The 26409-nt window shown below is 73.6% G+C and carries 22 protein-coding genes and 1 pseudogene; 10 read left to right on the top strand and 13 right to left on the bottom strand.

Annotated elements, in window-relative coordinates:
- Positions 1-32 precede the first annotated feature (32 nt).
- The gene (locus tag ACRWNP_RS29340) at positions 33-2330 is read left to right on the top strand and encodes a hypothetical protein (protein ID WP_431966618.1); all 2298 of its coding nucleotides are present in this window, start codon (positions 33-35) and stop codon (positions 2328-2330) included.
- Here ACRWNP_RS29340 and ACRWNP_RS29335 read toward each other — a convergent pair.
- The 4 genes from ACRWNP_RS29335 to ACRWNP_RS29320 form a co-directional block, all read right to left on the bottom strand.
- A complete protein-coding gene (locus tag ACRWNP_RS29335; protein ID WP_431966616.1) occupies positions 2300-4732 on the bottom strand; it encodes a right-handed parallel beta-helix repeat-containing protein in 2433 nt (810 codons plus the stop codon). The two genes, ACRWNP_RS29340 and ACRWNP_RS29335, sit on opposite strands and share 31 nt — an antisense overlap.
- 168 nt (positions 4733-4900) lie before the next feature.
- The gene (locus tag ACRWNP_RS29330) at positions 4901-5509 is read right to left on the bottom strand and encodes an Rv1733c family protein (protein ID WP_431966614.1); all 609 of its coding nucleotides are present in this window, start codon (positions 5507-5509) and stop codon (positions 4901-4903) included.
- Between the two features lie 132 nt (positions 5510-5641).
- Complete coding sequence (locus ACRWNP_RS29325; RefSeq protein WP_431966612.1) at positions 5642-6478, bottom strand: MOSC domain-containing protein; 837 nt, start codon at positions 6476-6478, stop codon at positions 5642-5644.
- A 60-nt stretch (positions 6479-6538) separates the two neighbouring features.
- A complete protein-coding gene (locus ACRWNP_RS29320) occupies positions 6539-7048 on the bottom strand; it encodes a DUF6643 family protein (RefSeq protein ID WP_431966610.1) in 510 nt (169 codons plus the stop codon).
- A gap of 320 nt (positions 7049-7368) precedes the next feature.
- Between ACRWNP_RS29320 and ACRWNP_RS29315 the strand changes: the two genes are divergently transcribed.
- Positions 7369-8526, top strand: a complete 1158-nt coding sequence (locus ACRWNP_RS29315; RefSeq protein ID WP_431966608.1) for a glycosyltransferase family 4 protein — start codon at positions 7369-7371, stop codon at positions 8524-8526.
- Here ACRWNP_RS29315 and ACRWNP_RS29310 read toward each other — a convergent pair.
- Positions 8490-9671 carry a glycosyltransferase gene (locus tag ACRWNP_RS29310; RefSeq protein ID WP_431966606.1) on the bottom strand — a complete coding sequence of 394 codons (1182 nt, stop codon included), beginning with the start codon at positions 9669-9671 and terminating at the stop codon, positions 8490-8492. The genes ACRWNP_RS29315 and ACRWNP_RS29310 overlap by 37 nt on opposite strands.
- Positions 9672-9767: 96 nt before the next feature.
- Between ACRWNP_RS29310 and ACRWNP_RS29305 the strand changes: the two genes are divergently transcribed.
- Together ACRWNP_RS29305 and ACRWNP_RS29300 are read left to right on the top strand one after the other, a co-directional pair.
- Positions 9768-10556 carry a glutamate racemase gene (locus ACRWNP_RS29305; RefSeq protein ID WP_431966604.1) on the top strand — a complete coding sequence of 263 codons (789 nt, stop codon included), beginning with the start codon at positions 9768-9770 and terminating at the stop codon, positions 10554-10556.
- 107 nt (positions 10557-10663) lie between these two features.
- The gene (locus ACRWNP_RS29300) at positions 10664-11191 is read left to right on the top strand and encodes a hypothetical protein (RefSeq protein ID WP_431966602.1); all 528 of its coding nucleotides are present in this window, start codon (positions 10664-10666) and stop codon (positions 11189-11191) included.
- Positions 11192-11276: 85 nt separating this feature from the next.
- On the opposite strand, the pseudogene ACRWNP_RS29295 reads toward ACRWNP_RS29300, so the two are convergent.
- From ACRWNP_RS29295 to ACRWNP_RS29285, 3 genes and pseudogenes are all read right to left on the bottom strand, one after another.
- A pseudogene (locus ACRWNP_RS29295) lies at positions 11277-12115 on the bottom strand (TIM-barrel domain-containing protein); the annotation flags it as partial.
- 107 nt (positions 12116-12222) lie between these two features.
- Complete coding sequence (locus tag ACRWNP_RS29290; protein ID WP_431966600.1) at positions 12223-13620, bottom strand: GH1 family beta-glucosidase; 1398 nt, start codon at positions 13618-13620, stop codon at positions 12223-12225.
- 75 nt (positions 13621-13695) lie between these two features.
- The gene (locus tag ACRWNP_RS29285; RefSeq protein ID WP_431966598.1) at positions 13696-14733 is read right to left on the bottom strand and encodes a LacI family DNA-binding transcriptional regulator; all 1038 of its coding nucleotides are present in this window, start codon (positions 14731-14733) and stop codon (positions 13696-13698) included.
- Positions 14734-14954: 221 nt separating this feature from the next.
- Between ACRWNP_RS29285 and ACRWNP_RS29280 the strand changes: the two genes are divergently transcribed.
- On the top strand, positions 14955-15083 hold the full coding sequence (locus tag ACRWNP_RS29280; RefSeq protein WP_431966596.1) for a hypothetical protein: 129 nt from the start codon (positions 14955-14957) through the stop codon (positions 15081-15083).
- A gap of 256 nt (positions 15084-15339) precedes the next feature.
- On the opposite strand, the gene ACRWNP_RS29275 is transcribed toward ACRWNP_RS29280, so the two are convergent.
- A complete protein-coding gene (locus ACRWNP_RS29275; protein ID WP_431966594.1) occupies positions 15340-15591 on the bottom strand; it encodes a hypothetical protein in 252 nt (83 codons plus the stop codon).
- A gap of 109 nt (positions 15592-15700) precedes the next feature.
- Between ACRWNP_RS29275 and ACRWNP_RS29270 the strand changes: the two genes are divergently transcribed.
- The 3 genes from ACRWNP_RS29270 (at position 15701) to ACRWNP_RS29260 (ending at position 19142) form a co-directional block, all read left to right on the top strand.
- A complete protein-coding gene (locus tag ACRWNP_RS29270) occupies positions 15701-16186 on the top strand; it encodes an NUDIX hydrolase (RefSeq protein WP_431966592.1) in 486 nt (161 codons plus the stop codon).
- Positions 16187-16271: 85 nt separating this feature from the next.
- Positions 16272-17096, top strand: coding sequence for a 3-hydroxybutyrate dehydrogenase (locus tag ACRWNP_RS29265; RefSeq protein ID WP_431966590.1), 825 nt, complete (start codon positions 16272-16274; stop codon positions 17094-17096).
- Between the two features lie 66 nt (positions 17097-17162).
- Entirely contained in the window at positions 17163-19142 is a 1980-nt protein-coding gene (locus ACRWNP_RS29260) for a helix-turn-helix domain-containing protein (protein ID WP_431966588.1), read from the top strand.
- On the opposite strand, the gene ACRWNP_RS29255 is transcribed toward ACRWNP_RS29260, so the two are convergent.
- Both ACRWNP_RS29255 and ACRWNP_RS29250 read right to left on the bottom strand, forming a co-directional pair.
- Positions 19085-19531 carry a VOC family protein gene (locus ACRWNP_RS29255; RefSeq protein WP_431966586.1) on the bottom strand — a complete coding sequence of 149 codons (447 nt, stop codon included), beginning with the start codon at positions 19529-19531 and terminating at the stop codon, positions 19085-19087. The genes ACRWNP_RS29260 and ACRWNP_RS29255 overlap by 58 nt on opposite strands.
- 48 nt (positions 19532-19579) lie before the next feature.
- Positions 19580-20956: an MFS transporter gene (locus tag ACRWNP_RS29250; protein WP_431966584.1), complete on the bottom strand. Its 1377-nt coding sequence runs from the start codon at positions 20954-20956 to the stop codon at positions 19580-19582.
- Between the two features lie 268 nt (positions 20957-21224).
- Between ACRWNP_RS29250 and ACRWNP_RS29245 the strand changes: the two genes are divergently transcribed.
- Complete coding sequence (locus ACRWNP_RS29245) at positions 21225-23444, top strand: NADP-dependent isocitrate dehydrogenase (RefSeq protein ID WP_431966582.1); 2220 nt, start codon at positions 21225-21227, stop codon at positions 23442-23444.
- Positions 23445-23563: 119 nt separating this feature from the next.
- Here ACRWNP_RS29245 and ACRWNP_RS29240 read toward each other — a convergent pair whose 3' ends face one another.
- Positions 23564-24292 (bottom strand): SRPBCC family protein, encoded by a 729-nt coding sequence (locus ACRWNP_RS29240; RefSeq protein WP_431966580.1) that lies wholly within the window; start codon positions 24290-24292, stop codon positions 23564-23566.
- Positions 24293-24461: 169 nt separating this feature from the next.
- Positions 24462-25118, bottom strand: coding sequence for an ArsR/SmtB family transcription factor (locus ACRWNP_RS29235; RefSeq protein ID WP_431966578.1), 657 nt, complete (start codon positions 25116-25118; stop codon positions 24462-24464).
- A 300-nt stretch (positions 25119-25418) separates the two neighbouring features.
- Here ACRWNP_RS29235 and ACRWNP_RS29230 point away from each other — a divergent pair, with 300 nt between their 5' ends.
- Positions 25419-26261, top strand: coding sequence for a nitrilase-related carbon-nitrogen hydrolase (locus ACRWNP_RS29230; RefSeq protein ID WP_431966576.1), 843 nt, complete (start codon positions 25419-25421; stop codon positions 26259-26261).
- Positions 26262-26409 lie beyond the last annotated feature (148 nt).

The raw sequence follows: 26409 nt of genomic DNA, 5'->3' as shown, positions 1-26409 counted from the left end.
GCGCCACGGGGAAAGTACGGGAGGCGATCGCGATGCGGTCGGATACGGTACGGACGGAGCTGTCGCTCGAGTTGCTGGTCCACGGCGTCGGCGGGACGACGCCGCAGACGATGCTCAACGACCCGCGCGTCACGCGCGTCTGCGGTGACGACACCGCCGGGATCTACCGGCGTGCCGAGGACGCCGACGCGGAGCGCCGTCCGCGGGAGTACGGCGAGAGCCCGGTGCCCGACGCCTACTCATGGTGCAATCTGACGTCCGGGGACGGCAGCCGTGCGCTGTGGCTGCTCCTGCTCCCCTTCATGGTGGCCAACCTGGCCCACTGGATGCGGCCGCCGGTCTCCCGCCCGGGACTTGACCGTGCGTACGACGTGCTGGTGCGGCTGCTGGCGCTGTCGCTGACGGTGCTACTGGTGGCGGCGGCCTGCGAGGTCGCGATGGACCTGGTGGCCTGGCAGTGCGCGGGCAACGCGGCCTGCGCGGGCGGGAAGAGCCGGCTCTCCTTCCTCGCCGCCGGCGAGCCGGGGCGCCGGATCGCCGCCGGGGCCGCGCTGCCCGTCGGGCTGACCCTGCTGCTGTGGTGGCTCTCCCGGCGCACCTGGTACGCCTACGAGTCCCAGCGGCCGCTGCCCGGCCCGCAGCCGGACGAGCGGGAGGGCCCGGAGGTCACACCGCTGGCCCGGCGCGGCTTCTGGTACGGGCGGCGGCTGGTCGCCCGGCTCCGTGCGGCCCACACGGCGGCCGGGCTGCTCACGGTCGCGGTCGCCCTGGTCGTTCCGCCGCTGGAACGGGACATCGATGTCGGGGGAATCGGGATACTCGCCGCGGTCGGCTGGCTGCTGACGGGCGTACTGGCCGGGTTGACGATCGCGGTGATCGCCGTGACCTGCGGCATGGGACGCAGCGAGCACGCGCCGGACGAGGCCCTGGATCCGCGGCTGGCCCGCGCGATGCTCGGCGGGACGGCCGCAGCCCTGCTCGCCACGGCCGGATACGCCTGCTGGCACCGCCAGGGATGGAACGCCGGTGGGCGGCTGCCGGCCGGGGAGGCCTTCGGCTGGCTCGCCCTGGTGCAGGGGCTGTTGCTCGTGATGCTCGCGTGCGTCGCCCATCTGATGCACTGCTCCGGCGGCGGCCGGGCTGAGCTGCGCGGTCTCGGGGGGCCGGCGATCGCCCTGCTCGCGTGCTCGCTCGGCGGAGTGCTCACCGGAGGGATCGCGCAGCGGGTCGCGGACTGGCTGGACCGCGGCGCCACGCCGGGCAGCGGCGGCGCCGTCGCCGGGCCGCCGGTGCTGCTGTCCTGGCAGGCCTCGGCGATCCCGGTCCTGCTGCTGGTGCTGGCCGTGGTGGTCGTCGTGCGCGGCAGGAGACTGCTGCGCCGGACCCGGGCGCTGGTGCCGAAGGTGGAGTCGGACTATCCGGGAGAGGAGCACGATCCGCCGCGCAGCCGCCAGATCGCCATGGCCCGGGCCAGAGCCGAACTCACCGATCAGGCGGCACTGTTCATCGGGGTCATCGGGGCCGTGGCCTTCCTGCTGGGCGCGGGGGCGCTCGCCGGGGCCTGGCTGAGCGGCGCCGTCCCCGGGCGGGCCGGGGCCGGTGCGCCCGGATGGCTGCGCACGGTCGCGGAGACGGCCCAGGGCCTCGGCTCCTGGCTGGTCGGCGCCGGAGTGGTCGCCCTGATCGCGCTCGGGCGCCGGGCCTACCGCGACGCCGGGGCGCGCCGCACCGTCGGCATCCTCTGGGACGTCGGCACGTTCTGGCCGCGCGCCGCCCACCCCTTCGCCCCGCCCTGCTACGCCGAGCGCGCCGTGCCCGACCTGACCTGGCGCATGACGACCTGGACGCGAGCGCACCGCGGCCGGATCATCCTCTCCGGACACTCCCAGGGGAGCGTCCTGGCCGCGGCGGCCGTCTGGCAACTGGATCCGGCGACCCGGGCACGGATCGCCCTGCTCACCTACGGCTCGCCGCTGGGCCGCTTGTACGGGCGCTGGTTCCCCGCCTACTTCGGGCCTCCCGCGCTGACCTCGCTCCACGGCGAGCTGCACGCCTGGCGCAACCTGTGGCGCCGTACGGATCCGATCGGCGGCCCGGTGCACCTCGACGAGCCCGGCCCACCGGTCGACCGCGCGCCGCTGCCCGATCCGGCGGCGTACGGACGAACGGAGGAACACCCGCTGCCCGCGCCCCTGCTGACCCACTTCGACTACCAGGCCGATCCGGCCTTCGCGGCCGAGCGCGGTGCGCTGCTCGGCTGGCTGTACCGGAACACGGAGGGGACGCTGCCCCCGCAGGGTCAGGGCAACGGGGGAAGATCCTCCGGGTAGAGCAGCTGAAGCTCCTCGTGGCTGGGCTCGCTGATCCTGGCGAGCCGGCCCGCGTGGCGCTCGACCATGGCCTCGAAGGTCTGCCGCGCGGTGCGGCCGTTGCCGAAGGCGGGGCCCTTGGGGATCGCGGTGAAGTACTTGTAGAGCGCCTCGCCGGTGTCCTCGGACAGCTGGTACTCATGCTCCTCGGCCTGGGCCCGCACGATCCGCAGCAGCTCGACGGGGGTGTAGTCGTCGAAGGTGATGGTCCGCGAGAACCTGGAGGCAACACCGGGGTTGGCGGACAGGAAGTGCTCCATCTCCGCGGTGTAGCCGGCGACGATCACCACGACGGCCTCGCGGTGGTCCTCCATCAGCTTCACCAGGGTGTCGATCGCCTCCCGTCCGAAGTCCCGGCCCGAGTCCTCGGGTGCGAGGGCGTACGCCTCGTCGATGAAGAGCACCCCGCCGCGGGCGCGCTCGAAGGCCTCCTGGGTGCGGATGGCGGTGGAGCCGATGTGCTCGCCCACCAGGTCGACGCGGGCCACCTCCACCAGGTGGCCGCGCTCCAGCACGCCCAGGGTGGCCAGGATCTCGCCGTAGAGCCGGGCGACGGTCGTCTTGCCCGTGCCGGGGGAGCCGGTGAAGACCAGGTGGCGGCGCGGGGAGGGGGCCTTGAGGCCGGCCTCGCGGCGTCTGCGGCCCACCGCGATGAGGTCGATCAGGGAGCGCACCTCGCGCTTGACGTTCTCCAGGCCCACCAACGCGTCGAGTTCGGCCAGCACCTCGTCCGAGGGACGGGTGTCCCCGGCCGGGGCCGGGGCCGGCGCGGGCGGGGGCTCGGCGGTGCCGGTCGGCATCACGGGCAGTCCCCCGAGCAGCCCGAACGACGCGGTCGCGGGCCGCCGTTCGCCCGCCGGAGCCGGCACGCCCGAGGGCTCCGGCACGGTGCGCCGCTCACCGCTCTGGTCCCCGGTGCAGTCCACCGTCACCGGGCCCGGCTCGGCGAACTCGTAGCCGCCGCGCCCACAGCGCTCGGTGCGGCAGCGGGTGAGCGCGGAGCGGCAGCCGTCGATGATGTGGAAGCCGTATCCCCGGCTGCCCGTGACCCGGCAGCCGGTGAAGGTCCCGCGGCCGCCCGCGGAGACGTAGAACCCGGCCTCGGCCGGGTTGGTGACGACGCAGCGTTCCAGTGTGGGGTCGGCGCCCTTGGTGACGATGACACCGGTCGCCGTGTCGTCGATGGTGCAGGCGCAGAGTGCGCCGCCGCTGCCGTGGTCGCGGAACCAGGCGCCGGTGGAGGCCTCGCGGATGCGGCAGTCGTCGAGCTGCACGGTGGCGCCGTCGCTGACCGAGACCGCGGTGTTGCGGACCTGGGAGATGTCGCTGTCGACGACGTCGGCGCGCGAGCCCCGGTCGAGCACGAACAGGGCGTCGGGCACGTCGTGCACGCGGCATGAGTCGAGGACGGCGGCCGCCCCGTCGCTGACCCAGACCGCCGGGTAGTCGCCCTGGCTGTCGTGGATCTCGCACTGGTTGGCGTCCACCCGGGTGCCCGGGTCCCACACCGACAGGCCGTTGCGGCCGAAGCGCCGCACCGTGGTGCGGGTGAGGGTCAGCACCGAACGGGACCGCAGATCCACGGCGTTCTCGGGGATGTCGTGGATGTCGCAGTCGGAGAGGGTCAGGACCGCGTCGGTGTCCAGGGTGATGCCGTCGCCGGTGGTGCGGTGTACCTGGCACTCGGTCAGATGGCCGGTGGCGCGGGAGGCGACCTGTACGCCGGCGCCCTTGACCTCGTACACCTCGCAGCCGACCGCCTCGGCCACGGTGCCCTCGCCGGTGAGGGCGAGCCCCGCGCCGGAGGCGTTGTGGACCCGGCAGCGTTCCAGCCGTGGGGAGGAGCCGCCGCGCACCGAGATGCCGGTCTGGCCCGCGGCCACCACCTCGCAGTCCTCGAACAGGCCGCCCGCGGCCTCCAGGACGCTGATCCCGAGTCCGGCCGGGTTGTCCACGGTGCAGCGGCGCACGGTCGGCCGCGCCCCGTCACGGACCTCTATGCCCACCGCGGAACGGGTGCTGACCCGCAGCCCGGTGAGTTCGGGCGAGGCCCCCTCGACCAGCAGGGCCGCGGCGGAGGTGTCCTGGCCCTCGACGGAGAGGTCCTGGACGGTCGCGGCGGCCCGTACGGTCAGCGCGACGCCGGCCGACGGGGCGATCCGCACGGAGCCCGGCCCCTCGGCCGCGCGGAGCGTTATGGCCTTCTCGACGACGAGGTTCTCCCGGTAGGTCCCGGGGTTGACCGAGAGCACATCACCCTCGGTGGCCGCCTCCAGGGCCGCGGCGAGGCTCTCGTACTCTCCTGTGCGGCGGCGCCACCGCGAGCTGCTGGTGTGCGTCACCTGAACCACGCCTTGTGCCATGGAGATGCTCTGCCCCGTCCTCTTGCACTGCGCCGACCTGGGGGCCTCAACGGTAGCGCGCGACGGGCGCGCGCCAGCACCCAGATGCTGATGGATCACCTGATGGATCCGCCCGGATGAGGCCGATCGCGGGTGATCGGGGAGCACCCACCCACGTACCCGGCGTGGTCAGCCGCCCGCCCCGGCCCGGCCCCAGCTCTGCCCGGCCGCGGCCCACTCCCGCTCCCACTCGGCGAGCCTGCGGCGCATCAGCTGCCACATGAGTACCTGTCGCCCCATCAACCCCAGTACGCTCGCGGCGAGGAAGGTGCCGATCCCGGCGAGCATCGCATGCGTGGTGGCGGACCGGGCGTCCAGGGGCGCCGCCACGGGCACGGCACCGGACTTGTCGGTCCACATCGTCACATGGTCGCCCTTGTCGTAGGCGGCGCCCACGCGCACGTGAGCGGTGTGGACCCGGCCGTCCGGAGCTGTCCAGCGGACCAGGGCGTCGCGGCGTTCCTCGCGGACGCGGCCGGACTCGGGGTCGGGATCGGCGGCCTCACGCGGCCCGGCTTTGACGACCACGGCACCGACCTGGGTGCGGGTGGCGTGCTCGACGCCGACGGTGTGCTGGAGGGAGTGGTCCACGGCCAGCCCGGCTGTCAGCCCCGCCGCGGGCGCCCCCAGCACGATGGCGCAGCCGGCCGCGACCCCGGCGCATGCTTCGAACACGTCGGAACGGCGGCGCAGGCTGTTCTTCCGCCACCGCCACCACCGCACGTGCGTGGCCGCCATCGGGCGCACCCCCTTCACCGTCCAAGTGCCGCACGTGGCGCGGCACATGCGCGGCATGGACCGGGCGGGAGAGAGCCATCTCACGCCGGCACCCGTCCGGGGCCCGGGCCGTGCCGCGATCTCGGGACGCGTTCACTCCAAACGGGACAACGCGTCTCCCACCCGGAGTGTTCCGGGTCGTACGGGCACGAGATTCTGTCCGAAAACCAGTCTGCCCCCGAATCTGCGGTGGCGCGCGAGGGTGCGCAGCGGCTCCCGGCCGCGGACCGCGGTGCGCTGGTCCGTTGTCGTCACCACGCAACGCCCGCAGGGCTTCACGACGCGGAATTCGACGTCCCCGATGCGGATCCGCTTCCAATCGTCCTCGGCCCACGCGTCGGTTCCCGCGATGACGGCGTTGGGGCGGAAGCGGTCCATCGGCAGCGGCCCCTCCCCGGGATGGTCGCCCGCGGCGATCAGCGCGTTGAGGGCTTCCAGCGAGGCCTCGGTCGTCACGAGCAGGGGGAAGCCGTCGGCGAAGCTGACGGTCTCACCGGAACGCGCGTACTCGGGGTCGATCGGGCGTCGGCGGCCCGGGTCGTCGAGGTGGACGAGGGTGACTTCTGTCCCCAGATACGTGCCGAACCAGGCGGCGGCCGTGTCTCCCGCGGGCACGGCCTCCACCTTGTCGCCCCATATGTGCACCGGGACCGTCGTGGACGGTTCCGGCGCGGTGATGTCCAGCAATGGCATTCCCGGCGCGGTGAGCAGCAGCCCACCCTCGGGGGACGATTCCGCGCGTGCCAGGGCCAACCGGGGTTGCTCCCGCTGCGTGACGCATCGTCCCGCAGTGTCGGCGAGCATCCACCGGCGGTCTCCGGCGAGCCCCCACGGCTCCACCAGTGCCTCGGACAACCGCTGTCCACCGAGTGACTTGACAGGGTGGACGTGCAGTGCGCTGAGGCGGGGTGTGGGCGTCGGAGTCGTCATTCCGCCATCGTGCCAGGCGGCGCGGTCACCCGTCGGCGGGGACCGGGCCGCCCGCCGGTGTCAGCCGGAGTAGTAGCCCTGGCCGAGGTTGCGCCGCTGGTACGGCTGCTCGTCGTAGCCGGCGGGCGCGGCGGGGCGCGGCGGCGCCGGACGCGGCGCCACGGCGGGGCGCACCTGCTCGTACCCGGCCGGGCCCTGGTACTGCTGCGGGGCCTGCTGTGTCTGGTACCCGCCGTTGAAGGCGGCGGGCCGGGGCGCGGTGGCCTGCTGCGGGATGTAGGGCGCCGGTGCCTGCTGCAGCTGGGGCTGCTGGTAACCGGGCGCCGAGTAGCCGGAGTACGACGGCGTGCTCGGCGCGGAGGCGTGGTGGGAGGGGCCGGGGGGCAGCGCGGGGAGCGCGGCCGGCAGGGCCGGGAGATTGCTGCCGGTGGTCTCGTACGCGGACGGGACGCGGATCGGCGCGATCTGGGGGGTGCCCCGCTCTGCGACCAGGCTGTCGTAGATGGGGGTGTCGGGGAAGAACGGCGACGTGTAGTAGCCACCGCTGTAAGAACCGCGGGGGGAGCTCATAGCCCATAAGTTAAGCCCACGATGTGCTGGTTGGGGAGACCGATTAGCAGGTCATTTCATGTGCAGCGAGTGACGGCTGACCCCTATTGCGAGCGAATCGGAGGAAATCGGTCCAGGGTCGCCGCTCGGATCGCGTAAAGGCGCTGGGCCTGGGGCGTAACCGCTCGTCACGGGGGAACACGGACGGGGGGAAGCACCCGGCGGGGCGGTGTCGGAGAGTGACGGGACCGACACTCTCGCGCACCAACAAGTCACCCGCACGAAGGAGGAACGAGGCGTTTGCGTGACTCGGTCGAACTTCGTCCCGGGAGGCCCCCGATATGCCACAGTGGGCCATGCGCGTCGCCATGCTTTTCGGGCAGGACCGGCCGGCGCGGCCGGAGGAATGGCGCAAGGCCGCTGCGACCGTCGCCGACGTGGTCGACGTGGTGGCCGTCCGCGAGTTGACCTTGCCGGCCGTCCGCGGACTCCCCTACGCCGGTCGGGACCCCGAGCGGCCGCACCATTACCAGGTCGCCGTCCCTCACGGCGGTGCCATGGCGCGCCGCGTCACCGCGGGCCGCGTCGGGGGCGTGCTGCGCCACGAGGCGGCCGAGTGCGGCAGGTTCGATCTCCTCCACGGCCATGTGCCCGGCGCCGGGGAACTGCTGCCCCGGCTCGCACGGACCGTTGGGCTGCCGTACGTGGTCACCGAGGACGACCCGTCCCTGTTCGGGCATCCCACCTGCCCGCTCCCCGGCCTTCCCGCGCGGCGGGCCCGTGCGCGGGTCCACCGCGAGGCCGCCGCGGTCCTGGCCGTCAGCGACGCCCTGCTGCTGCGGCTCGGCGAACTCCGCCTCCCCGGCCGGCACCGTCTGGTCCCGCACCCCGTGTGCCCCGAGGCGCTTCCGCCGGTGCCCGCCCGCACCCGGATCAGCCAGGACCCGGTGCGGGTGGCGGCCGCCGGGCGCTTCGGGCGTCACGAGGGCTGGGAAGTGCTGGTCCACGCCTTCGCCTCCGCGCGGGTCAAGGACCCGCGGCTGCGGCTGGACGTCATCGCCGAGGGGCCCGCCGAACTCCCCGCCGATGTGCGCGAGCTGATACGCAAGTGCGGAGTGGCCCATTTCGTCACGGTGCGCCGGGCTCGCGGCCGCGCCGAGGCGCTGCACACCGTGGCGCACGCCGACCTCTTCCTCGTGGCGAGCCATGTGGAGAGCTTCTGCGTGCGCGCCCTGGACGCGCTCTGCTGCGGTACCCCCGTCGTCGGCACCCGCACCGGAGCACTGCCCGAACTCGTCGGGCACGACGGCGGGGTGCTCGTCGAACCCGGCGACGCCTCCGCCCTCGGCCGGGCGCTCGTGGAGGCCGCCGCCCGGTTGTCCGCCCGCCTGCCCACGGCCCTCGCCGAGCGCACCCGGCGCCGCTACGGCACCGCGGTCGTCGGTGCCCGGCTCGCCGTCGTCTACGCCGAGGCGTCGTCGGGCCGCGGTCGCGTATAGGTGCGGCCCTTCCACGCGGCCCCACGGCCCCGGCCGTGCTGCACCGCCGAGTCGACCGTCATCAGCAGGTAGAGGACCGCCGTGAACGGCAGCAGCAGCGCCGGCCACGGCGGCTGCCGGTAGTAGCGGAGCATCGGCACATAGGTACCGCACATCAGGGCCCACGCCGCAGCGCCCGCCGCGCACAGCGCCCAGTGGCCGGCGAGCGCCCCGCCGATCGCGGCGAGCGGCGGGAGCACGTACACCAGCAGCAGGCCGAGCACCGTGCCGGTGAGGAGGAGCGCGCTGTGCCGCAGCTGCGCGTAGGCGCTCCGCGAGACCATCCGCCACAGCTCGGCGAGGCCGGGGTACGGGCGGACGCTGTCGACCTCGTCGGCCAGGCCCAGCCAGATCCGCCCGCCCGCGCGCTTGACGGCCCGGGCCAGCGCCACGTCGTCGATCACCGCGTGCCGGATCGTGTCGGGCACACCCGCCCGCTCCACCGCCGCGCGGCGGATCAGCACGCATCCGCCGGCGGCCGCGGCGGTCCTGGCCCGCGGCCGGTTCACCCGGCGGAACGGGTAGAGCTGCGCGAAGAAGTAGACGAAGGCCGGGACGACCAGGCGCTCCCAGGCGGTGGCGACCCGCAGCCGCGCCATCTGCGACACCATGTCCAGGTCGGCGCCCTGCGCCGCGGCCACCAGGTGGCGCAGCGAGTCCGGGCCGTGCGCGATGTCGGCGTCCGTCAGCAGCAGGAACTCCGGGCGGCCGGAGGACGTGGCCGCCCCGATGCCGTGCCGCACCGCCCACAACTTCCCCGTCCAGCCCTCCGGGGGAGGAGCCGGGCAGACCACGCGCAGCGGCAGCCCGTCCGCCCGGTGCGCCAGCTCACGCGCCAGTTCCCCAGTGCCGTCGGTGCTGCCGTCGTCCACCAGGAAGACCTCGGCGCGTCCCGGGTAGCGCTGCGCCAGGACGCTCGGCAGGCTCCGCGGCAGCACCTCCGCCTCGTCCCGCGCCGGGACGACCACCGCCACGTCAGGCCACTCCCGCGGCTCCGCCGCGACGGCGGGCATCCGCACGTCCGTCCGCCAGAACAGGCCCTGCGCCAGGAGCAGCCACACCCACGACAGCAACGACCCCACGGTCACCCACGTCAGCCACGTCACTCCCGCAGTGTGCCGCCGCCGCCCCTATGTGCGCGTGATTTCCGCCGGTACGGCCGCGGGGCGGGCCGACAATCGCATCGCGTAAGGTGGTGCCCCGTGAAGATCGCGCTGTTGGACTCCGGTATCGGCCTGCTCGCCGCGGCCGCCGCCATCCGCCGGCTGCGGCCCGACGCGGACCTGGTGCTCTCCTGCGACCCCGACGGCATGCCCTGGGGTCCGCGTACCCCCGAGGACGTCACCGCGCACGCCCTGGCCTGCGCCCTCGCCGCCGCCGAGCACCGTCCGGAAGCGCTGATTGCGGCCTGCAACACCGCGACGGTGCACGCCCTGCCCGCGCTGCGCGCGGCCCTCGAACCCGCGATCCCGGTGATCGGCACCGTCCCGGCGATCAAGCCCGCCGCCGCCGAGGCCCGCAAGGTGGCGATCTGGGCGACCCCGGCGACCACCGGCAGCCCCTATCAGCGCGGGTTGATCGAGGACTTCGGCAACGGCGCAGAGATCACCGAGGTGCCGTGCCCCGGCCTCGCCGACGCCGTCGACCGGGCCGACGAGTCCGCGACCGCCGCCGCCGTCTCCGCCGCGGCCGCGCTCACCCCCTCCGACGTCGAGGCGGTCGTCCTCGGCTGCACTCACTACGAGCTGGTGGCCGACCGCATCCGGGCCGCCCTGGCCGGCCCGGCCCGGCTGTACGGCTCGGCGGACGCCGTCGCCGCCCAGACGCTGCGCCGGATCGGCGCGGAGCCGCTCCCGGACGCGGCACCGACCGGGAGCCTCACGGTGATCCTCAGCGGCCGGGCGGGCACCGTCACGCCCGAGGCGCTGGCCTACGCCGAGGGCCGCTCCCTCGGCGCCGGCGTGGCCACTGCCGCAGCCGAGGCGCGCTGACCCCGCCCCACGCCCTCGGGCGAGGGGCGCCGCCTTGCCGCCGCGTTCCGTCGCTTCCCCTCCGCGCAACGGTGCCAACCGGCCGTGGGATGAGTAGGCTGCGCACTATGACGGACGCGCAGCGTGACGACGCGCGTACATCCCAGGTGTGGACGGGCCACGCGAGCAACCGCTTCCAGTGGCTCCTGGCGGCCGCGGGGGCGGCCTGCCTGGCGCTCGGCATCGAACTCGCCGTGGCCTCGCCCTACACCTCGGGCACGGTGCCGCTGGTCATGTCGGTGGTGGGCTGCATCGCGGCGGGGCTGCTGGTGCTGTTCGGAACCGTCGCGTTCACCCACGTCCGCGTGAACGTGGACCGCGACGGGCTCCAGGTGCGCTGCGGCCACATCGGCGTGCCCCGCCGCCGGATCCGCTGGGAGGAGATCAGCGACGCGCACCTCGCCCCCGTGGTCAGCCCCCGCCACTGGGGCGGCTGGGGGTACCGCTGGCGGCCCGAACAGGGCACCGCGGTCGTGGTCCGCCGCGGGCCCGGTGTCGTGATCGACCTCGGCAACGGCCGGCACTTCACCGTCACCGTGGACGACGCCGAGGGCGCCGTCCGGGCCATCCGCAGCCGGCTGGGCCTGCGCCCGTAGCCCTCGGGGCCGGGGTGCGGCCCCTTCACCGCCGGCGGGCGCTCACGACCAGCGCGCCGCCCCCGTCCGGTCACCGCGGCGCACCTCAAGAGCACGCCCAGCCCCGGGCGCTCGGCCGATGCGGCTCCCTCGGCCCCCCCGTGTCGTCCGCGCCGACGAGCAGCACGTTCCACGGGGCGGCCGGCGGGCGCTCGCCCTGGGCCTCGACCGAGACCGTGTCACCCGTACGGCGTACGAGGGAGACGGCGGCTGTCGAGCCGTCCGTAGCCGGCACGGCCTTGATCGCGTCGCCGCCCGCCCAGTCGTACTCCGGGCGCTCCCCGGCGGCGCCGAAGGGCACCACCGAGCCGGGCCTCGCCGGCAGTGGGAGCGTGTCGAAGCCGGGCGTCTCGCGCCGCCGGCGCGGGCCCTCGACGCGCTCACCGGTCAGCAGGCGCGTCCAGGTGCAGGCCGGGACGTAGTACTCGACCACGCCGTCCGCGCTGAGGACCGGGGCGACCAGCAGGTCGTCGCCGAGCATGCACTGCCGGTCCAGATGGTGGCAGGCCCTGTCGCCGGGGAACTCCAGCACCATCGCCCGCATCATCGGCGTGCCCTGGTCACGGGCCTGCAGCGCGGCCCGATACAGGTACGGCGTGAGGGGGTTCTTCAGCCGCGTGAAGTCGCGGGTGACGGCGACGGCCACGTCCCCGAACTCCCACGGCACGCGGTGGGGCCTGCTGCTGTGCAGCCGGCTGCCTGGTGCGGCGTGCCCTCGAATCCGCCGATGTCGTGGTTGCAGAAGCCGAAGCCCGACAGGCCCAGCGACAGTTCGCCGCGCAGGCTGTCCGCCATCGCCGTGACCGTCGACGCGCAGTCGCCGCCCCAGCGCACCGGGAACCGCTGTCCGCCTGCGGTCGCCGAGCGGGCGAAGAGCACGGCTTCAACGGCGCGTGGAGGACGCCCCGGTCGCCGCGACCGAGGCGTCGGCGACGGAGGCCGCGTACTTCGCCGTGACGCCCGGGCGCATCATCCAGAAGCCGTCGGTGTCTTCACAACCGGTCCGGCCGTCCCGCCCGGTGGGCGCCGATCAGGTCCCGGTACCAGCCGTAACTGGCCTTGGGCGTGCGCTTGGCGTCGTTGTCGTAGTCGACGTGCACGATGCCGAAGCGCTGGCCGTAGCCGCGGGCCCACTCGAAGTTGTCCAGCAGCGACCAGACGTAGTAGCCGCGCACGTCCACGCCCGCGTCCACCGCGGCGACGAGCGCGTGGAGGTGGTCACGGAGATAGGCCACGCGGTCGGTGTCGTCGACGCGGCCGTCGGCGGTCAGGACGTCGGCCTCGGCCGAGCCGTTCTCCGTGATGAAGGCGGGCGGCAGCGACGGGTAGCGCTCCTTGAGTTCCAGCAGCAGCGCCGTGAAGGACTCGGGGACGACGGGCCAGCCCATGGTGGTGTGCCGCGTCCCGTACGGGTCGGTCTCGCGGACACCGATGTCGACGGCGGTACGGCGGGCCGGGTCGGGCTCGCGGTGCGGGGCGTCGGTGACGGTCAGAGGGCGGTAGAAGTTGAGGCCCACGAAGTCCAGCGGCGCTCCGATGATCTCCAGGTCGCCCTCGCGGCGGTACGAGCCGTCGGCGAGCGCGCCCCATGTCTCGGCCTCGCCGACGGGGTAGCTGCCGGAGAACAGCGGCTCGGTCCACGTGTCGTTGTGCAGCGTCATGGCCCGGCGCAGCGCGGCCAGGTCGGCGGCGGAGTCGCTCGCGGCCTCGATGCGGTCGAGGTTGAGGGTGATGCCGACCTCGCGGGCGCCCGCCTCGCGCAGCGTGCGCACCGCCAGGCCGTGGGCGAGCAGCAGGTGGTGGGCGGCGGCCAGGGCGCCGGTGCCCTCCTGCGCGCCGGGGGCGTGCCGGCCCTCGGCGTAGCCGACGAAGGCCGAGCAGTAGGGCTCGTTGAGGGTGATCCAGCGCTCCACGCGGTCCCCGAGCCGCTCGGCGACGACGCCCGCGTACGCGGCGAAGGCCTCGGCCGTGGCGCGGTTGCGCCAGCCGCCCTCGTCCTCCAGGGCCTGCGGGAGGTCCCAGTGGTAGAGCGTCACCGCGGGGGAGACGCCCGCGGCGAGCAGGTCGTCGGTGAGACGGTCGTAGAAGTCCAGGCCCTTGCCGTTGACCGCGCCGCGGCCCTGCGGGACGACGCGCGGCCAGGCGACGGAGAAGCGGTAGGAATCCACGCCCAGGTCGGCGAGGAGGCGTACGTCCTCGGCGTGACGGTGGTAGTGGTCGCAGGCCACGTCACCGGTGGCGCCCTCGGCGGTACGGCCGGGGGTGTGGCTGAAGGTGTCCCAGATGGACGGCCCGCGGCCGTCCTCGTCGTGGGCGCCCTCGATCTGGTAGGCGGCGGTGGCGGCGCCGAAGCGGAATCCGGGCGGGAAGAGCGGGAAGTCGGTGGGCATGGGGGATGCTCCTGGCTGGTGCGCTGCGTGTGCGGGGAACAGAACGGTGAGAAAAGCGGCAGAGCGGGGCGCGGTTCAGGCGCCGGCCGCGCCTGAGCGGGGCGGGGCGATCCCCGGGCCCGGCACGAGCACCGGGGGGATCAACCGGTGTCCCGGCGGGGTCCGGGGCGCACCCTGCGCGTGCGCGGCGATCGCCTCCACGGCGAGCCGCGTCACCTCTGCGGACATCTCGGGGACGGGCAGTTCGATGCGTGGCAGGTCCTGGCCGCCGAGGTCGTCGGGCAGGTTTCCGACGGCCACCACCGCCAGGTCCTCGGGCACCCGCAGCCCCTCCGCCGCCACCGCGGCGAGGACGTGCGGGAGCGCCGCCACGTGCTGCACCACCAGGGCGGTGGGCGGGCGTTCGCCGTGCAGCAGGGTGCCGATGCGCCGCGCGAGCCGTGCCATGTCCCTGGTCGACTGGTGCACGCGCACGTCGGCCCCCGTCTCCGGCGCCCCGCGGCGGGCCCCGTCCAGGCCCCGGATCGCGTAGCCGCGGCGCGCCTGGATCTCGTGCTCGGTGGTCGCGAGGTACGCGATGTCCCGGTGGCCGGCGGCGGCGACTTCACGGATGGCGAGGGCCGCGGCCGCCTCCCAGTCCAGGTCGGTCCACGGCAGTGCGGAGTCGTCGGCGGACCGCCCCAGCAGCGCGCTGGGGAAGCCGAGTTCGACCATGGCCGCGATGCGCGGGTCCTCCATCTCGACGGCCATCAGGACCGCGGCGTCCGCCTGGCCGCTGCGCGCGATGCGGCGCAGGCCCGGCACGCCCTCCTGGGCCGTGGTGAGCAGGACGTCGTAGCCGTGGTGGCGGGCTGCGTCGCTGATCTCGATCGCGAAGTGCCCGTCGACGGCCCGGTAGCCCCCGGCCACGCGGGGGAGCGCGAGTGCCAGCACATGGGTGCGCGTGCTGCGCAAGGTGCGGGCGCTCGCGCGGGGGTGGTAACCGAGGTCGTCGATCGCCTGCTGCACGGTGCGGCGGGTGTCCTCCGAGATCTTGCGTGAGCCGCTCAGGACGTACGACACGGTGCTGGGCGCGACCCCGGCGCGTTCGGCGACGTCCTTGATCGTGGTCATGCGGCTCTCCTTCTGATCCTGAGGTGCAGTAGTGGTCGAATCGATTCGTCGAATCGATTCGACCACTACGGAGGACGATGTTATGTCGACACCCCAGGGTGCGACAACGGCCCCTTCGGCTCGTGGCGCGGCGGCCGGCCCGTCGCCGGTGTGCAGCGGGCCGCGAGCCGGGTAGGGCCGGAGCGGGCGGCCGCGGCGGGCCGGCGGGGAGGGAGTCCCGGGTGGAAGAGGCAACAGCGGTGCTGGGCGCCGCGGTCGGGGCATTCGGTTCGGTGGTCACCGGCGGCACCGGCTGGGCGGCGAGGCGATGGCAGGCCGTACGGCAGCGGGACCTCGGCGACCGGCGTTGACAGCGGCAGGACCGCCGCGACGCCTATGTGACGTTGATGGCCGCCTGTCGTGCCGCGACCCAGGAACTCGCCTCGGCGGTCGGCCGTCGCGCCGCCCACCATGGCGACCCCGTGGACAACGGGGGGGCGCCGCCTGGCAGGGCCTCGTCCCGATGGGCGCCGCACTCGCCGCGGTCCGGCTGGAGGCACGGACGCGGTCATGGAGGCCGCGGGAGAACTTGCTCACGCCGTCGACGCGCTGTTCCGGGCCGAGGGCTCACGTGCCGGTGCCGCGGTCCGGGGTCGCGCCGAGGGGGCGGGAGGTGGCGAGGCCGGCGAGGAGACCCGCGGCCGCGGTGACGACGGGGTAGCTGAGGACGTGGTCGACGGCGGACTGCATGGCCAGGCCGGTCAGGGCGGCCGCGGCGGTCAGGACGACCGGGGTCGGGCGCGGAGAGCGCTGGAGCGCCCAGAGCAGCCAGACGTAGGAGGCGGCGAGCCCGGGGACCCCCCCGACCCCGGGGGTCACCGTAACCGCTGGGGCCCGGGGATGTGCAGATCCCGTGCGCGAACGGCAAGTGCCGCGCCGGCGGGGAGGACCGACGGGAGGGCGCGGCAGGGGGACGTAGGCTCAGGGCGTGCCGATTCCCGAATTCCTTCGCGAGCTGCGGGCCCTCGTCGGCCACCGGCAGCTGCTCCTGCCCGGTGTCACGGCGGTCGTGCTCGACGACGAGAACCGCGTCCTGCTGAACCGGCGGGCGGACAACGGACGCTGGTCCCTCATCGGCGGCATCGCGGAACCCGGTGAGCAACCCGCCCAGACCGCCGTACGCGAAGTGCTGGAGGAGACCGGCGTGCGCGCGGTCGCGGAGCGTGTCGTCCTCGTCCAGACGATCGACCCCGTCCTCTACCCCAACGGGGACCGCTGCCAGTACGTGGACATCACCTTCCGCTGCCGGGCCGTCGGCGGGCGGGCCAGGGTCGCGGACGACGAGTCGCTGGAGGTCGGCTGGTTCGACGTGGACGGCCTGCCCGACCTCGGCAACCACGGGCGGCTGCGGCTCAAGCACGCGCTGTCCGGGAGCCCCACCTGGTTCGAGCCCGCGGGACCGCCACAGGGGTGAGTGTGCGCCGCCCCCACGGGCGCTGACGCGAGTGTGGGCGGCGCACACATCGGTCGGGACCCGCGCGCTGCCTAGCCTGCAGTGCATGACGCTCACGCCCCCCGCGCCCCGTCCCGCAGCAGGCCCCGTCGCGCCGTCCGGAGTTCCGGACCTGGACGGACGCACCGCGCTCGTCACCGGCGCCGCCGGCGGTATCGGCCGCGCGTGCGTCCTGCGACTGGCCGCCGCCGGTGCCAAGGTGCGGGCCGCCGACCGGGACGCCGAAGGTCTGGCCGAGCTCGCGGCACAGGCGGCGGCGGGCGGCCGCCCCGGCGCGGTCGAGACCCTGACGCTGGACCTGACCGACCTCGACGCGGCCGAGCAGGCCGCCGCCGGCACCGACATCCTGGTCAACAACGCGGGGCTGCAGCTCGTCCGCCCCATCGAGGACTTCCCGCCCGACGTCTTCGCCACGGTGCTGCGGGTGATGCTCGAGGCCCCCTTCCGGCTGATCCGGGGGGCGCTGCCGCACATGTACGGGCAGGGCTGGGGCCGGATCGTGAACATCTCCTCCGTCCACGGTCTGCGGGCCTCGGCCTACAAGAGCGCCTACGTCTCGGCCAAGCACGGGCTGGAGGGCCTGTCCAAGACCGCCGCCCTGGAGGGCGCCGCACGGGGCGTCACCTCGAACTGCATCAGCCCCGCCTATGTGCGCACCCCGCTCGTCGAGCGGCAGATCGCCGACCAGGCGGCCGCGCACGGCATCGAACCCGAGCGGGTCGTCACCGAGATCATGCTCGCCGACTCCGCCGTGAAGCGGCTGCTGGAGCCGGAGGAGGTCGCCGAGCTGACGGCCTACCTCTGCTCGCGGCAGGCGTCCTTCATCACCGGTGCCTCGCTCACCATGGACGGAGGATGGACGGCACACTGATCTGCCGGTATCCCTGACAGCGTGCCGCGCCACTCACACGAAGCCCCCGACGACCACGGCGGAACCATGGCTCCCCACAGCCCTTCCGACGCACCTTTCCTGCGGCTGCTCGCCCGCGGGGCACCGGCCGAGGAGTACGAGCGGCCGGTCCTCGCGGCCAGGGCCGAGGGCGCGCCCCCGGCCGTGCTCGCGGAGATGGAGCAGGCCAAGCTGCTCGCGCTGCGAGTGCGGGCGGAACTGGAGGGCCGGCGGCGGCGCGAGGCCGAGCTGTCGGCGCTCTTCGAGACGGCCGGCGACCTCGCGGGCCTGCGCGACCTGGACTCGGTGCTGCAGGCCATCGTGCAGCGGGCCAGATCGCTGCTCGGCACGGACGTCGCCTACCTCAGCCTGATCGACCGCAAGGCCGGCGACACCTACATGCGGGTCACCGAGGGTTCGGTCTCCGCCGAGTTCCAGCGGGTGCGACTCGGGATGGGCGAGGGACTCGGCGGCCTGGTCGCGCAGACCGCCCTGCCCTACGTCACCGAGTCCTACTTCGACGACGAGCGCTTCCGGCACACCCACCCGATCGACTCGGCCGTGCACGACGAGGGCCTAGTGGCGATCCTCGGAGTGCCCCTCGTGCTGGGTACCGGCGTCATCGGCGTGCTGTACGCCGCGGACCGCCGGGCCCGGGTGTTCGAGCGCGGCCAGATCGCCCTGCTCGCCTCCCTCGCCTCGCTCGCCGCCGTCGCCATCGACACGGCGAACCTGCTGGAGGAGACCCGGTCCGCGCTCGCCGACCTCGGGACCGCCAACGAGACCATCCGCAGCCACAGCGCCGTGCTGGAACGGGCCTCCGAGGTGCACGACCGGCTCACCGAGCTCGTGCTGCGCGGCGGCGGTGTCGACGACGTCGCGGAAGCCGTCGCCGAGGTGCTCTCCGGGACGGTGCGGGTCGTCGGGACCGACCATGACCCCGTCCCCGACGCGCTCGCCGACGCCGTCGCCCGCTCCCGGAAGGACGGGCACGCCGTACGGCAGGGCGAGAGCTGGACGGCCGCCGTCACCGCGGGCGGGGAACTGCTGGGCGCCCTCGTGCTGCACGGCCACCCCGCACTGGACCCCGTCGACCAGCGCACGCTGGAGCGGGCCGCCATGGTCACCTCCCTGCTCCTGCTCGCCCGGCGCACCGCGGCCGAGGCCGAGCAGCGCTTCCGCGGCGAGCTCCTGGACGACCTGCTCGACGCCCCGCACCGCGACCCCGGCCTGCTGCGGGAACGCGCCGGCCGGCTCCGCGCCGACCTCGACGCCCCGCACGTCGTCCTCGCCGCCCGCGTCGACGAGGAGCACGCCGGGGCCGCCGCGGACCGGCAGCGGCTGTGGTCGGCCGCCTCCCACCTCGCCGCCACCCGGCGCGGCCTGGCCGCCGCGCGCGACGGCGGAACCGTGCTGCTGCTCCCGCTGGAGCCGGGCTCCGACGCCTCCGCGACCGCCCGCCGGATCGCCCAGCAACTGGGCACGGCGGTGCGGGCGGCCGTCACCGTGGGGGCGTCCGGCCCCGTCCGGGCGCCGGTCGGCCGGCCCGGTTCCGTCGCCCTGGCCTACGCGGAGGCACAACGCTGCGGTGACACGCTGCGCGCCCTCGGCCGGGCCGGGGAGGGTGCCGCGGGCGACGACTTCGGCTTCCTCGGACTGCTGCTGACTGAGTCGCGCGACGTCGACGGCTTTGTGCACCGCACGATCGGCGCCGTCGCCGACTACGACCGCCGCCGGGGCACCGACCTCGTGCGCACCATGGACGCCTACTTCGCCAGCGGGATGAGCCCGGTACGCACCAAAGACGCCCTCCACGTGCACGTCAACACCGTCGCGCAGCGCCTGGAGCGCATCTCCCACCTGCTCGGCGCCGACTGGCAGTCCCCGGACCGCGCGCTGGAGATCCAGCTCGCGCTGCGCCTGCACGGCCTTTCGGCGGGGCGGGAGGGCCCGCCGCGAGGCCCGGCCGGTCAGGGATCCGCGCCCGCGACCAGCTCCACCTCGAACCCGTCGCCGTTCTCCAGGTAGGCGGCGTAGTGCTCCTCGCCGCCGGCGTAAGGATGCCGCTCGGGGAACATCAGCGTCCAGCCGTGCCGCGGCGAGCGCGCCACGAGCGCCTCCAGCTCCGCGCGGCCCGCCACATGGAACGCGAGGTGGTTCAGCCCCGCCCTGCGGCGCTCGTGGGGTCCGGCGACGAGATCCGGTGACCGCTCGACGACGATATAGGCCGCTCCCAGACGCCAGCTGCGCCCGGCCTCCCACCGCTGGTACCGGACGTAGCCGAGCTCGCCCAGCAGCCAGCCCCATTCGGCCTCCGCGCGCTCCAGCTCCGGAACCCACAACTCGACATGGTGCAGCACCCCCGTCCCCGCTCTCCTGTCACTCACAGTCACGACAGTAGACCCCGCCACTGACATTCCGTGGCGGGGCCTACGCGTCGGGGTGCGGAACGGTGGTCGCCGTCGTCAGCCCGCGTGGGCCGACCGGGCCAGCGGGGAGTCCTGCGAGGTCTCGGCCTCGATGGCGTCGAGGTCCCGGCCGCGCGTCTCCTTGGCCAGCCCGACCGCGATCAGCGTGAGCAGGGCGGCGGCGATGACGTACAGCGAGATGGGGACCGAGCTGTCGTAGGACGCGAGCAGCGCGGTCGCGATGAGCGGAGCCGGGGCGCCCGCGGCCACGGAGGCGAACTGGGCGCCGATCGAGGCGCCGGAGTAGCGCATGCGGGTCGCGAACATCTCCGAGAAGAAGGCCGCCTGCGGCGCGTACATGGCACCGTGCAGCACCAGACCGCCCGTGACCGCCAACAGCAGGGCCGGGAAGCTCTTCGTGTCGATCAGCGCGAAGAAGGGGAAGGCCCACAGACCCACGCCCGCCGCACCCAGCAGGTACACCGGCCTGCGACCGACGCGGTCGGAGAGGGCGCCCCAGGCCGGGATGACGGCGAAGTGCACCGCGGAGGCGATGAGCACGGCGTTCAGCGCGGTCTGCTTCCCCAGGGCCGCGTGCTCGACGGCGTAGACGAGGACGAAGGCGGTGATGACGTAGTAGCTGATGTTCTCCGCCATGCGGGCACCCATGGCCACCAGGACGTCCCGCCAGTGGTCACGGAGCACCGACAGCAGCGGCAGCCGCTCGATCGCGGACTCCTCCGCCTTGCGGGCCGCCGCCCTCGCCAGCGCCGCCTTGAACACCGGCGATTCGTCGACCGACAGCCGGATCCACAGCCCCACCATCACGAGCACGCCCGAGAGCAGGAAGGGGATCCGCCAGCCCCACGACGTGAAGGCGGCGTCCGAGAGCAGCGCGGTCAGCGCCGACAGCACACCGGTGGCCAGCAGCTGGCCGGCCGGGGCGCCCGTCTGCGGCCACGACGCCCAGAACCCGCGCCGCTTGGCGTCGCCGTGCTCCGAGACCAGCAGCACCGCGCCGCCCCACTCGCCGCCGAGCGCGAAGCCCTGCACCAGGCGGAGCAGGGTGAGCAGCACCGGAGCGGCGACGCCGATCGTGCCGAACGTGGGCAGCAGGCCGATGCAGAAGGTCGCGCCGCCCATGAGCAGCAGACTCAGCACGAGCAGCCGCTTGCGGCCGAGACGGTCCCCGTAGTGGCCGAAGACGAGCGCGCCCACCGGGCGGGCGGCGAAGCCGACCGCGTAGGTGAGGAACGACAGCAGCGTGCCGACCAGGGGTTCCTCGTTGGGGAAGAACAGCTTGTTGAAGACCAGCGCGGCGGCGGAGCCGTAGAGGAAGAAGTCGTACCACTCGATGGTGGTGCCGATGAGGCTCGCCGCGACGATTCTGCGGAGCGAGCCGGGTGCGGTGGGCGCGGGTGCCGGGGTTGCCATGGTCACCACTTCCGGGCGGGGGACGGGGACGTTTCCGATGTCGCCACACCGTAGAAACGGCCACGTCACGCTCCCATGTGGTGGAACACCACAGTTACGCGGACGGGTATCCGGGCGGGCACCATGGGCGCACGGCCCGGGGTGCCCGGCGGGGGCCCGCGCGTGACCGGAGGCGGAGAGCGCGCCCCGAGAGGGTCCATTCGAGTGGCCGCCGCTCACGAGATATCTTGATGTCGAGCAATGTTGCAGACGTGGAGCGGAGCACCCGGTGACTGACTCGACCATCATCTATACGCACACCGACGAGGCGCCGGCGCTGGCGACGTACTCGTTCCTGCCCGTGATCCAGGCGTACGCCTCCACGGCCGGAGTCGCCGTGGAGACCCGTGACATCTCCCTGGCCGGGCGCATCATCGCGAGCTTCCCCGAGTACCTGGAGGAGGGGCAGCGCATCCCCGACGCCCTCGCCGAACTCGGCGAGCTGGCCAAGACCCCCGCCGCCAACATCATCAAGCTGCCGAACGTCTCGGCCTCGATCCCGCAGCTGAAGGCCGCCATCGCCGAGCTGCAGGCAAAGGGCTACGCGCTGCCGGACTACCCGGACGACCCGAAGTCCGACGAGGACAAGGACGTCCGCGCCCGCTACGACAAGATCAAGGGCAGCGCCGTCAACCCCGTCCTGCGCGAGGGCAACTCCGACCGCCGCGCCCCCGCGTCGGTCAAGAACTACGCCAAGGCGCACCCGCACCGCATGGGCGCCTGGTCGGCCGACTCCAAGACCAATGTCGCGCACATGACCGCCGACGACTTCCGGTCCACCGAGAGGTCCGCCGTCATCGCCGAGGACGGCGCCCTGCGTATCGAGCTGGTCGGTGACGACGGTACGACCACCGTGCTGCGCGAGTCCGTGCCGGTGCTCGCGGGCGAGGTCGTCGACGCCTCCGTCATGCGCGTCGCCGTGCTGCGCGAGTTCCTCGGCGAGCAGGTCGCTCGCGCCAAGGCCGAGGACGTCCTGTTCTCCGTGCACCTGAAGGCCACCATGATGAAGGTCTCCGACCCGATCATCTTCGGCCACGTCGTGCGCGCCTTCTTCCCCAAGACCTTCGCCCAGTACGGCGAGACCTTCGCGGCGGCCGGCCTCACCCCCAACGACGGCCTCGGCGGCATCCTCAAGGGCGTCGAGTCGCTGGCCGACGGCGCCGCGATCAAGGCCTCCTTCGAGGCCGAGCTGGCCGAGGGCCCGGCCCTGGCCATGGTCGACTCCGACCGCGGCATCACCAACCTGCACGTCCCCAGCGACGTCATCGTCGACGCCTCCATGCCGGCCATGATCCGCACCTCCGGCCACATGTGGGGCCCGGACGGCCAGGAGGCCGACACCCTCGCGGTGCTCCCGGACAGCAGCTACGCCGGCATCTACCAGGCCGTCATCGACGACTGCCGCGCCCACGGCGCCTTCGACCCGGCCACCATGGGCTCGGTGCCCAACGTCGGCCTCATGGCGCAGAAGGCCGAGGAGTACGGCAGCCACGACAAGACCTTCGAGATCCAGCACACCGGCACCGTGCGCCTGGTCGACCAGGCGGGCAACGTCGTGCTGGAGCAGGCCGTCTCCGCGGGCGACATCTTCCGCGCCTGCCAGACCAAGGACGCCCCGATCAAGGACTGGGTCAAGCTCGCCGTCACCCGCGCCCGCGCGACCGGCGACCCGGCGGTGTTCTGGCTGGACGAGGAGCGCGCCCACGACGCGAACCTGATCGCCAAGGTCAAGCAGTACCTCCCGGAGCACGACACCGAGGGCCTGCAGATCGAGATCAAGTCCCCGGTCGAGGCGACCAAGTTCTCCCTCGAGCGCATCCGCCGCGGCGAGAACACGATCTCCGTCACCGGCAACGTGCTGCGCGACTACCTGACCGACCTCTTCCCGATCCTGGAGCTGGGCACCAGCGCCAAGATGCTGTCGGTCGTGCCGCTGATGAACGGCGGCGGCCTCTTCGAGACCGGCGCCGGCGGCTCCGCCCCCAAGCACGTGCAGCAGCTGGTCAAGGAGAACTACCTGCGCTGGGACAGCCTCGGTGAGTTCCTGGCGCTCGCGGTCAGCTTCGAGCACCTGGCGACCACCACGGGCAACGCCCGCGCCCAGGTCCTGGCCGACACGCTCGACCGCGCCACGGGCACCTTCCTCAACGAGGACAAGTCGCCCAGCCGTAAGCTCGGCGGCATCGACAACCGCGGCAGCCACTTCTACCTGGCCATGTACTGGGCCCAGGAGCTGGCCAGGCAGACGGACGACGCGGAGCTGGCCAAGGCCTTCGGCCCGCTCGCCCAGACGCTGACCGACAAGGAGCAGACGATCGTCGACGAGCTGATCGCCGTCCAGGGCTCCCCGGTCGAGATCGGCGGCTACTACCAGCCCGACCCGGCCGAGGCAGCCGCCGTGATGCGTCCGTCCGCGACCTTCAACGAGGCGCTGGCGAGCCTCGTCTGACGCGACCCTCGGCACGGCCGAACCGCAGTACGACGGGAACCGCCCCGGCTGGATCACCAGCCGGGGCGGTTCGCGCGCAAGGTGCAAGGTGCAAGGGACGGGCGGGCCGCGGCGGACCGTCAGGCGAAGACGCCGTCCAGCCACGCCTGCCAGCGCTCACCGGCCCGCCCGCCGTCGGCGCCGGGGGCGAAGTCGTGCACGCTCACGCCGACCGGGGCGCCGAAGTGGTTGCGGCCGAAGACCCGGTACATCGCGTCTTTGGTGCGCAGGCCGACGAAGTAGCGGTTGCGGTAGTCGACCACGGCCTCCACCGGCCCGGCGCCGGGCAGTTCGACGCGTACGGTCGCGCCCTCGGCCGCGTCGTCCGGCACCCCGAGGGCGCGGCTGACGACCTCGAGGGCGTCCGGCGCGGTGGACGCGGCGGGGCCGGCCACGGTGGCGAAGGCCGCCGGCCGCCCGCCGAAGTGGGTCAGGTACTGGCGCAGGGTGTGCAGGTAGAAGTCGGTGTGCTTGCTCGCGCCGTCGTACTGGTTGTCCCAGTCGTCGACGAGGACGCCGCTGTGCACGTAGCGCACCCAGGCACCACCGCCCTCGCGCTCCTCGATGACGTGCTCGAGCTGGTTGAAGGTCTGGTTGTGGGCGACGTCCAGGCCCTCCGACCGGGCGATCAGGTGGTGCGGCGGGTCCCAGGCGGTGAGGGTGCCGCCGAAGGGCGCGGCGCCGCCCTCGCGCGGCTCGAACTCCTGGGGCCACAGCCAGCCGGCGGAGCCGGTGGTGACGGCCTCCCAGACCTCCTCCGGACTGGCCTCGGTCTCGAACTCGCGAACGATCTCGAATTCCTTTGACATGGTGCTGCTTGCTCCTCGTGGGACCGGGCCCGGACGCCCGGACGGCGTGGTGGGGGGGGTGGGTGGTGGGTGGTGGCGCTCGTGTTCCGCCGTACGTGGGCGGCCGTGAAGGGGTCACGGACCGTTCACGGGGACTCCGCTCACGGGGACTCCGACACGGGGACTTGGCTCACGAGGACTCATCGATGGCCGTCGGCGCGCGGCCTTCCACGGCCGGCGCGGACTCCCCGGCCGTGGGCGCGGGGTCCTTCACGGTGGGGTGGAGCGCGACCACGATGCGGTGGTCGCGGCCGCCCTCGCCGTCCGCGTCGTGGTACTTGGCGATCAGCGCGCTCACCCCGCGGGTCAGCTCCTCCACGAACGCGGCCCGGTCGGCGGCGGAGGCGAAGCGCACCTCCCCGTCGAGGGCGTACGTCGCGAGGCGCTTGCGGGCCCTGGCCGCGCCAGTGATCAGGGTGCCGACGTCGCGTACGAGGCGGGCGGCCACGGCCAGCAGCCAGCGCGCGGACAGCTGGTCGCGGAAGCGCCCGGGGTCCGGCTGGACGGCGGCCAGCGCGAGCGGCGAGATCACGTACGAGGCCGCGGTGGCCCGCATCAGCCGCTCGGTGACGTTGCCCTTGCGGCGCTCGCCGGCCAGCTCGACCAGACCGTGCGCCTCAAGCGTCCGCAGGTGGTAGTTCACCTTCTGCCGGGGCAGCCCGACCCGGGCGGCGAGCATGGCCGCCGACGCGGGCCCCTCCGCCAGCTCGGCGAGGAGGCGGGCCCGTACGGGCTCCAGCGTGGCGGCGGCCGCCGCCGAGTCCTCGATCACACTCACGTCCAACATGGCTCAACCGTCTCACCGAAAATTTTTTTTGTCCAGCCCACTTTTCTTGTCGGGGAGTGGGCGACACCCGCCGGTAACGCCGGCGCCCGGGACGAAACACCGATCTCACCTGCCGCGCGAACGCCCCTGACATCGCTGTGGGCGGTGTCCGCGCAGGTGACGCGGCGGAACGCCGGGAGGCCCAGTGCGTTACAGCGTGGTACTGCACCCGGCACCCCGCGGCTCTTAGTGTCAGCCGTCAAGCGGCCCGGAGTTCACCTTCGCGGCCCGCTCATTGCCGCGACGTCGGAGGGAAGACCGATGAGTCGAGTAGTGCGCGCCGCGCTCGTCCAGACGAAGTGGACCGGCGACAAGGAGTCGATGACCGACCTGCACGAGCGGTACGCCCGCGAGGCCGCCGCCCAGGGGGCGCAGGTCATCGGCTTCCAGGAGGTGTTCAACGCCCCGTACTTCTGCCAGGTGCAGGAGCCCGAGCACTACCGGTGGGCGGAGCCGGTGCCCGACGGCCCGACGATCGTGCGGATGCAGGCGCTCGCCAAGGAGCTCCGCATGGTGATGGTCGTCCCGGTCTACGAGATCGAGCAGGCGGGCTTCTACTACAACACCGCCGCCGTGATCGACGCCGACGGCAGCTACCTCGGCAAGTACCGCAAGCACCACATCCCGCAGGTGAAGGGCTTCTGGGAGAAGTACTACTTCAAGCCCGGGAACCTGGGGTGGCCGGTCTTCGACACGGCGGTCGGCAAGGTCGGCGTCTACATCTGCTACGACCGCCACTTCCCCGAGGGCTGGCGGGCGCTGGGCCTCGCCGGCGCCGAGCTGGTCTACAACCCCTCCGCCACCTCGCGCGGGCTGTCCGCGTACCTGTGGCAGCTGGAGCAGCCGGCCGCGGCCGTCGCCAACGAGTACTTCGTCGCCGCCATCAACCGGGTCGGCCAGGAGGAGTACGGCGACAACGACTTCTACGGCACGTCCTACTTCGTCGACCCGCGCGGCCAGTTCGTGGGCGACGTCGCCTCCGACAAGGAGGAGGAACTCGTCGTGCGCGACCTGGACTTCGGAAAGATCGAGGAGGTCCGTCAGCAGTGGGCCTTCTACCGGGACCGCCGCCCCGACGCCTACGGCCCGCTGACCGAGGCCTGAGAGGAGGGGAAAACCGGTGAGCCGAACCCTGATCCGCGGCGGACTGGTCATCACCGCCGCAGAGGAGGTCCACGCCGACGTCCTCGTCGAGGACGAGAGGATCGTCGCCCTCGCCGCCACCGGCAGCACGGTCGCCGAGGGCTGGACG

The sequence above is a fragment of the Actinacidiphila sp. bgisy160 genome (genome assembly GCF_965342435.1).
In the GTDB taxonomy this organism is placed as follows: domain Bacteria; phylum Actinomycetota; class Actinomycetes; order Streptomycetales; family Streptomycetaceae; genus Actinacidiphila.
Note: the sequence above shows the minus strand (reverse complement) of the source record. Positions and strands in the feature narration are given on the sequence as shown.

Coding starts and splice junctions, on each gene's coding strand:
- ACRWNP_RS29340 (WP_431966618.1), top strand. CDS start 33: ATGCGGTCGGATACGGTACGGACGGAGCTGTCGCTCGAGTTGCTGGTC.
- ACRWNP_RS29250 (WP_431966584.1), bottom strand. CDS start 20,956: ATGGCAACCCCGGCACCCGCGCCCACCGCACCCGGCTCGCTCCGCAGA.
- ACRWNP_RS29325 (WP_431966612.1), bottom strand. CDS start 6,478: ATGACGACTCCGACGCCCACACCCCGCCTCAGCGCACTGCACGTCCAC.
- ACRWNP_RS29240 (WP_431966580.1), bottom strand. CDS start 24,292: ATGTCAAAGGAATTCGAGATCGTTCGCGAGTTCGAGACCGAGGCCAGT.
- ACRWNP_RS29330 (WP_431966614.1), bottom strand. CDS start 5,509: ATGGCGGCCACGCACGTGCGGTGGTGGCGGTGGCGGAAGAACAGCCTG.
- ACRWNP_RS29300 (WP_431966602.1), top strand. CDS start 10,664: ATGACGGACGCGCAGCGTGACGACGCGCGTACATCCCAGGTGTGGACG.
- ACRWNP_RS29255 (WP_431966586.1), bottom strand. CDS start 19,531: ATGTCAGTGGCGGGGTCTACTGTCGTGACTGTGAGTGACAGGAGAGCG.
- ACRWNP_RS29285 (WP_431966598.1), bottom strand. CDS start 14,733: ATGACCACGATCAAGGACGTCGCCGAACGCGCCGGGGTCGCGCCCAGC.
- ACRWNP_RS29335 (WP_431966616.1), bottom strand. CDS start 4,732: ATGGCACAAGGCGTGGTTCAGGTGACGCACACCAGCAGCTCGCGGTGG.
- ACRWNP_RS29235 (WP_431966578.1), bottom strand. CDS start 25,118: ATGTTGGACGTGAGTGTGATCGAGGACTCGGCGGCGGCCGCCGCCACG.
- ACRWNP_RS29320 (WP_431966610.1), bottom strand. CDS start 7,048: ATGAGCTCCCCCCGCGGTTCTTACAGCGGTGGCTACTACACGTCGCCG.
- ACRWNP_RS29315 (WP_431966608.1), top strand. CDS start 7,369: ATGCCACAGTGGGCCATGCGCGTCGCCATGCTTTTCGGGCAGGACCGG.
- ACRWNP_RS29290 (WP_431966600.1), bottom strand. CDS start 13,620: ATGCCCACCGACTTCCCGCTCTTCCCGCCCGGATTCCGCTTCGGCGCC.
- ACRWNP_RS29230 (WP_431966576.1), top strand. CDS start 25,419: ATGAGTCGAGTAGTGCGCGCCGCGCTCGTCCAGACGAAGTGGACCGGC.
- ACRWNP_RS29260 (WP_431966588.1), top strand. CDS start 17,163: ATGGCTCCCCACAGCCCTTCCGACGCACCTTTCCTGCGGCTGCTCGCC.
- ACRWNP_RS29265 (WP_431966590.1), top strand. CDS start 16,272: ATGACGCTCACGCCCCCCGCGCCCCGTCCCGCAGCAGGCCCCGTCGCG.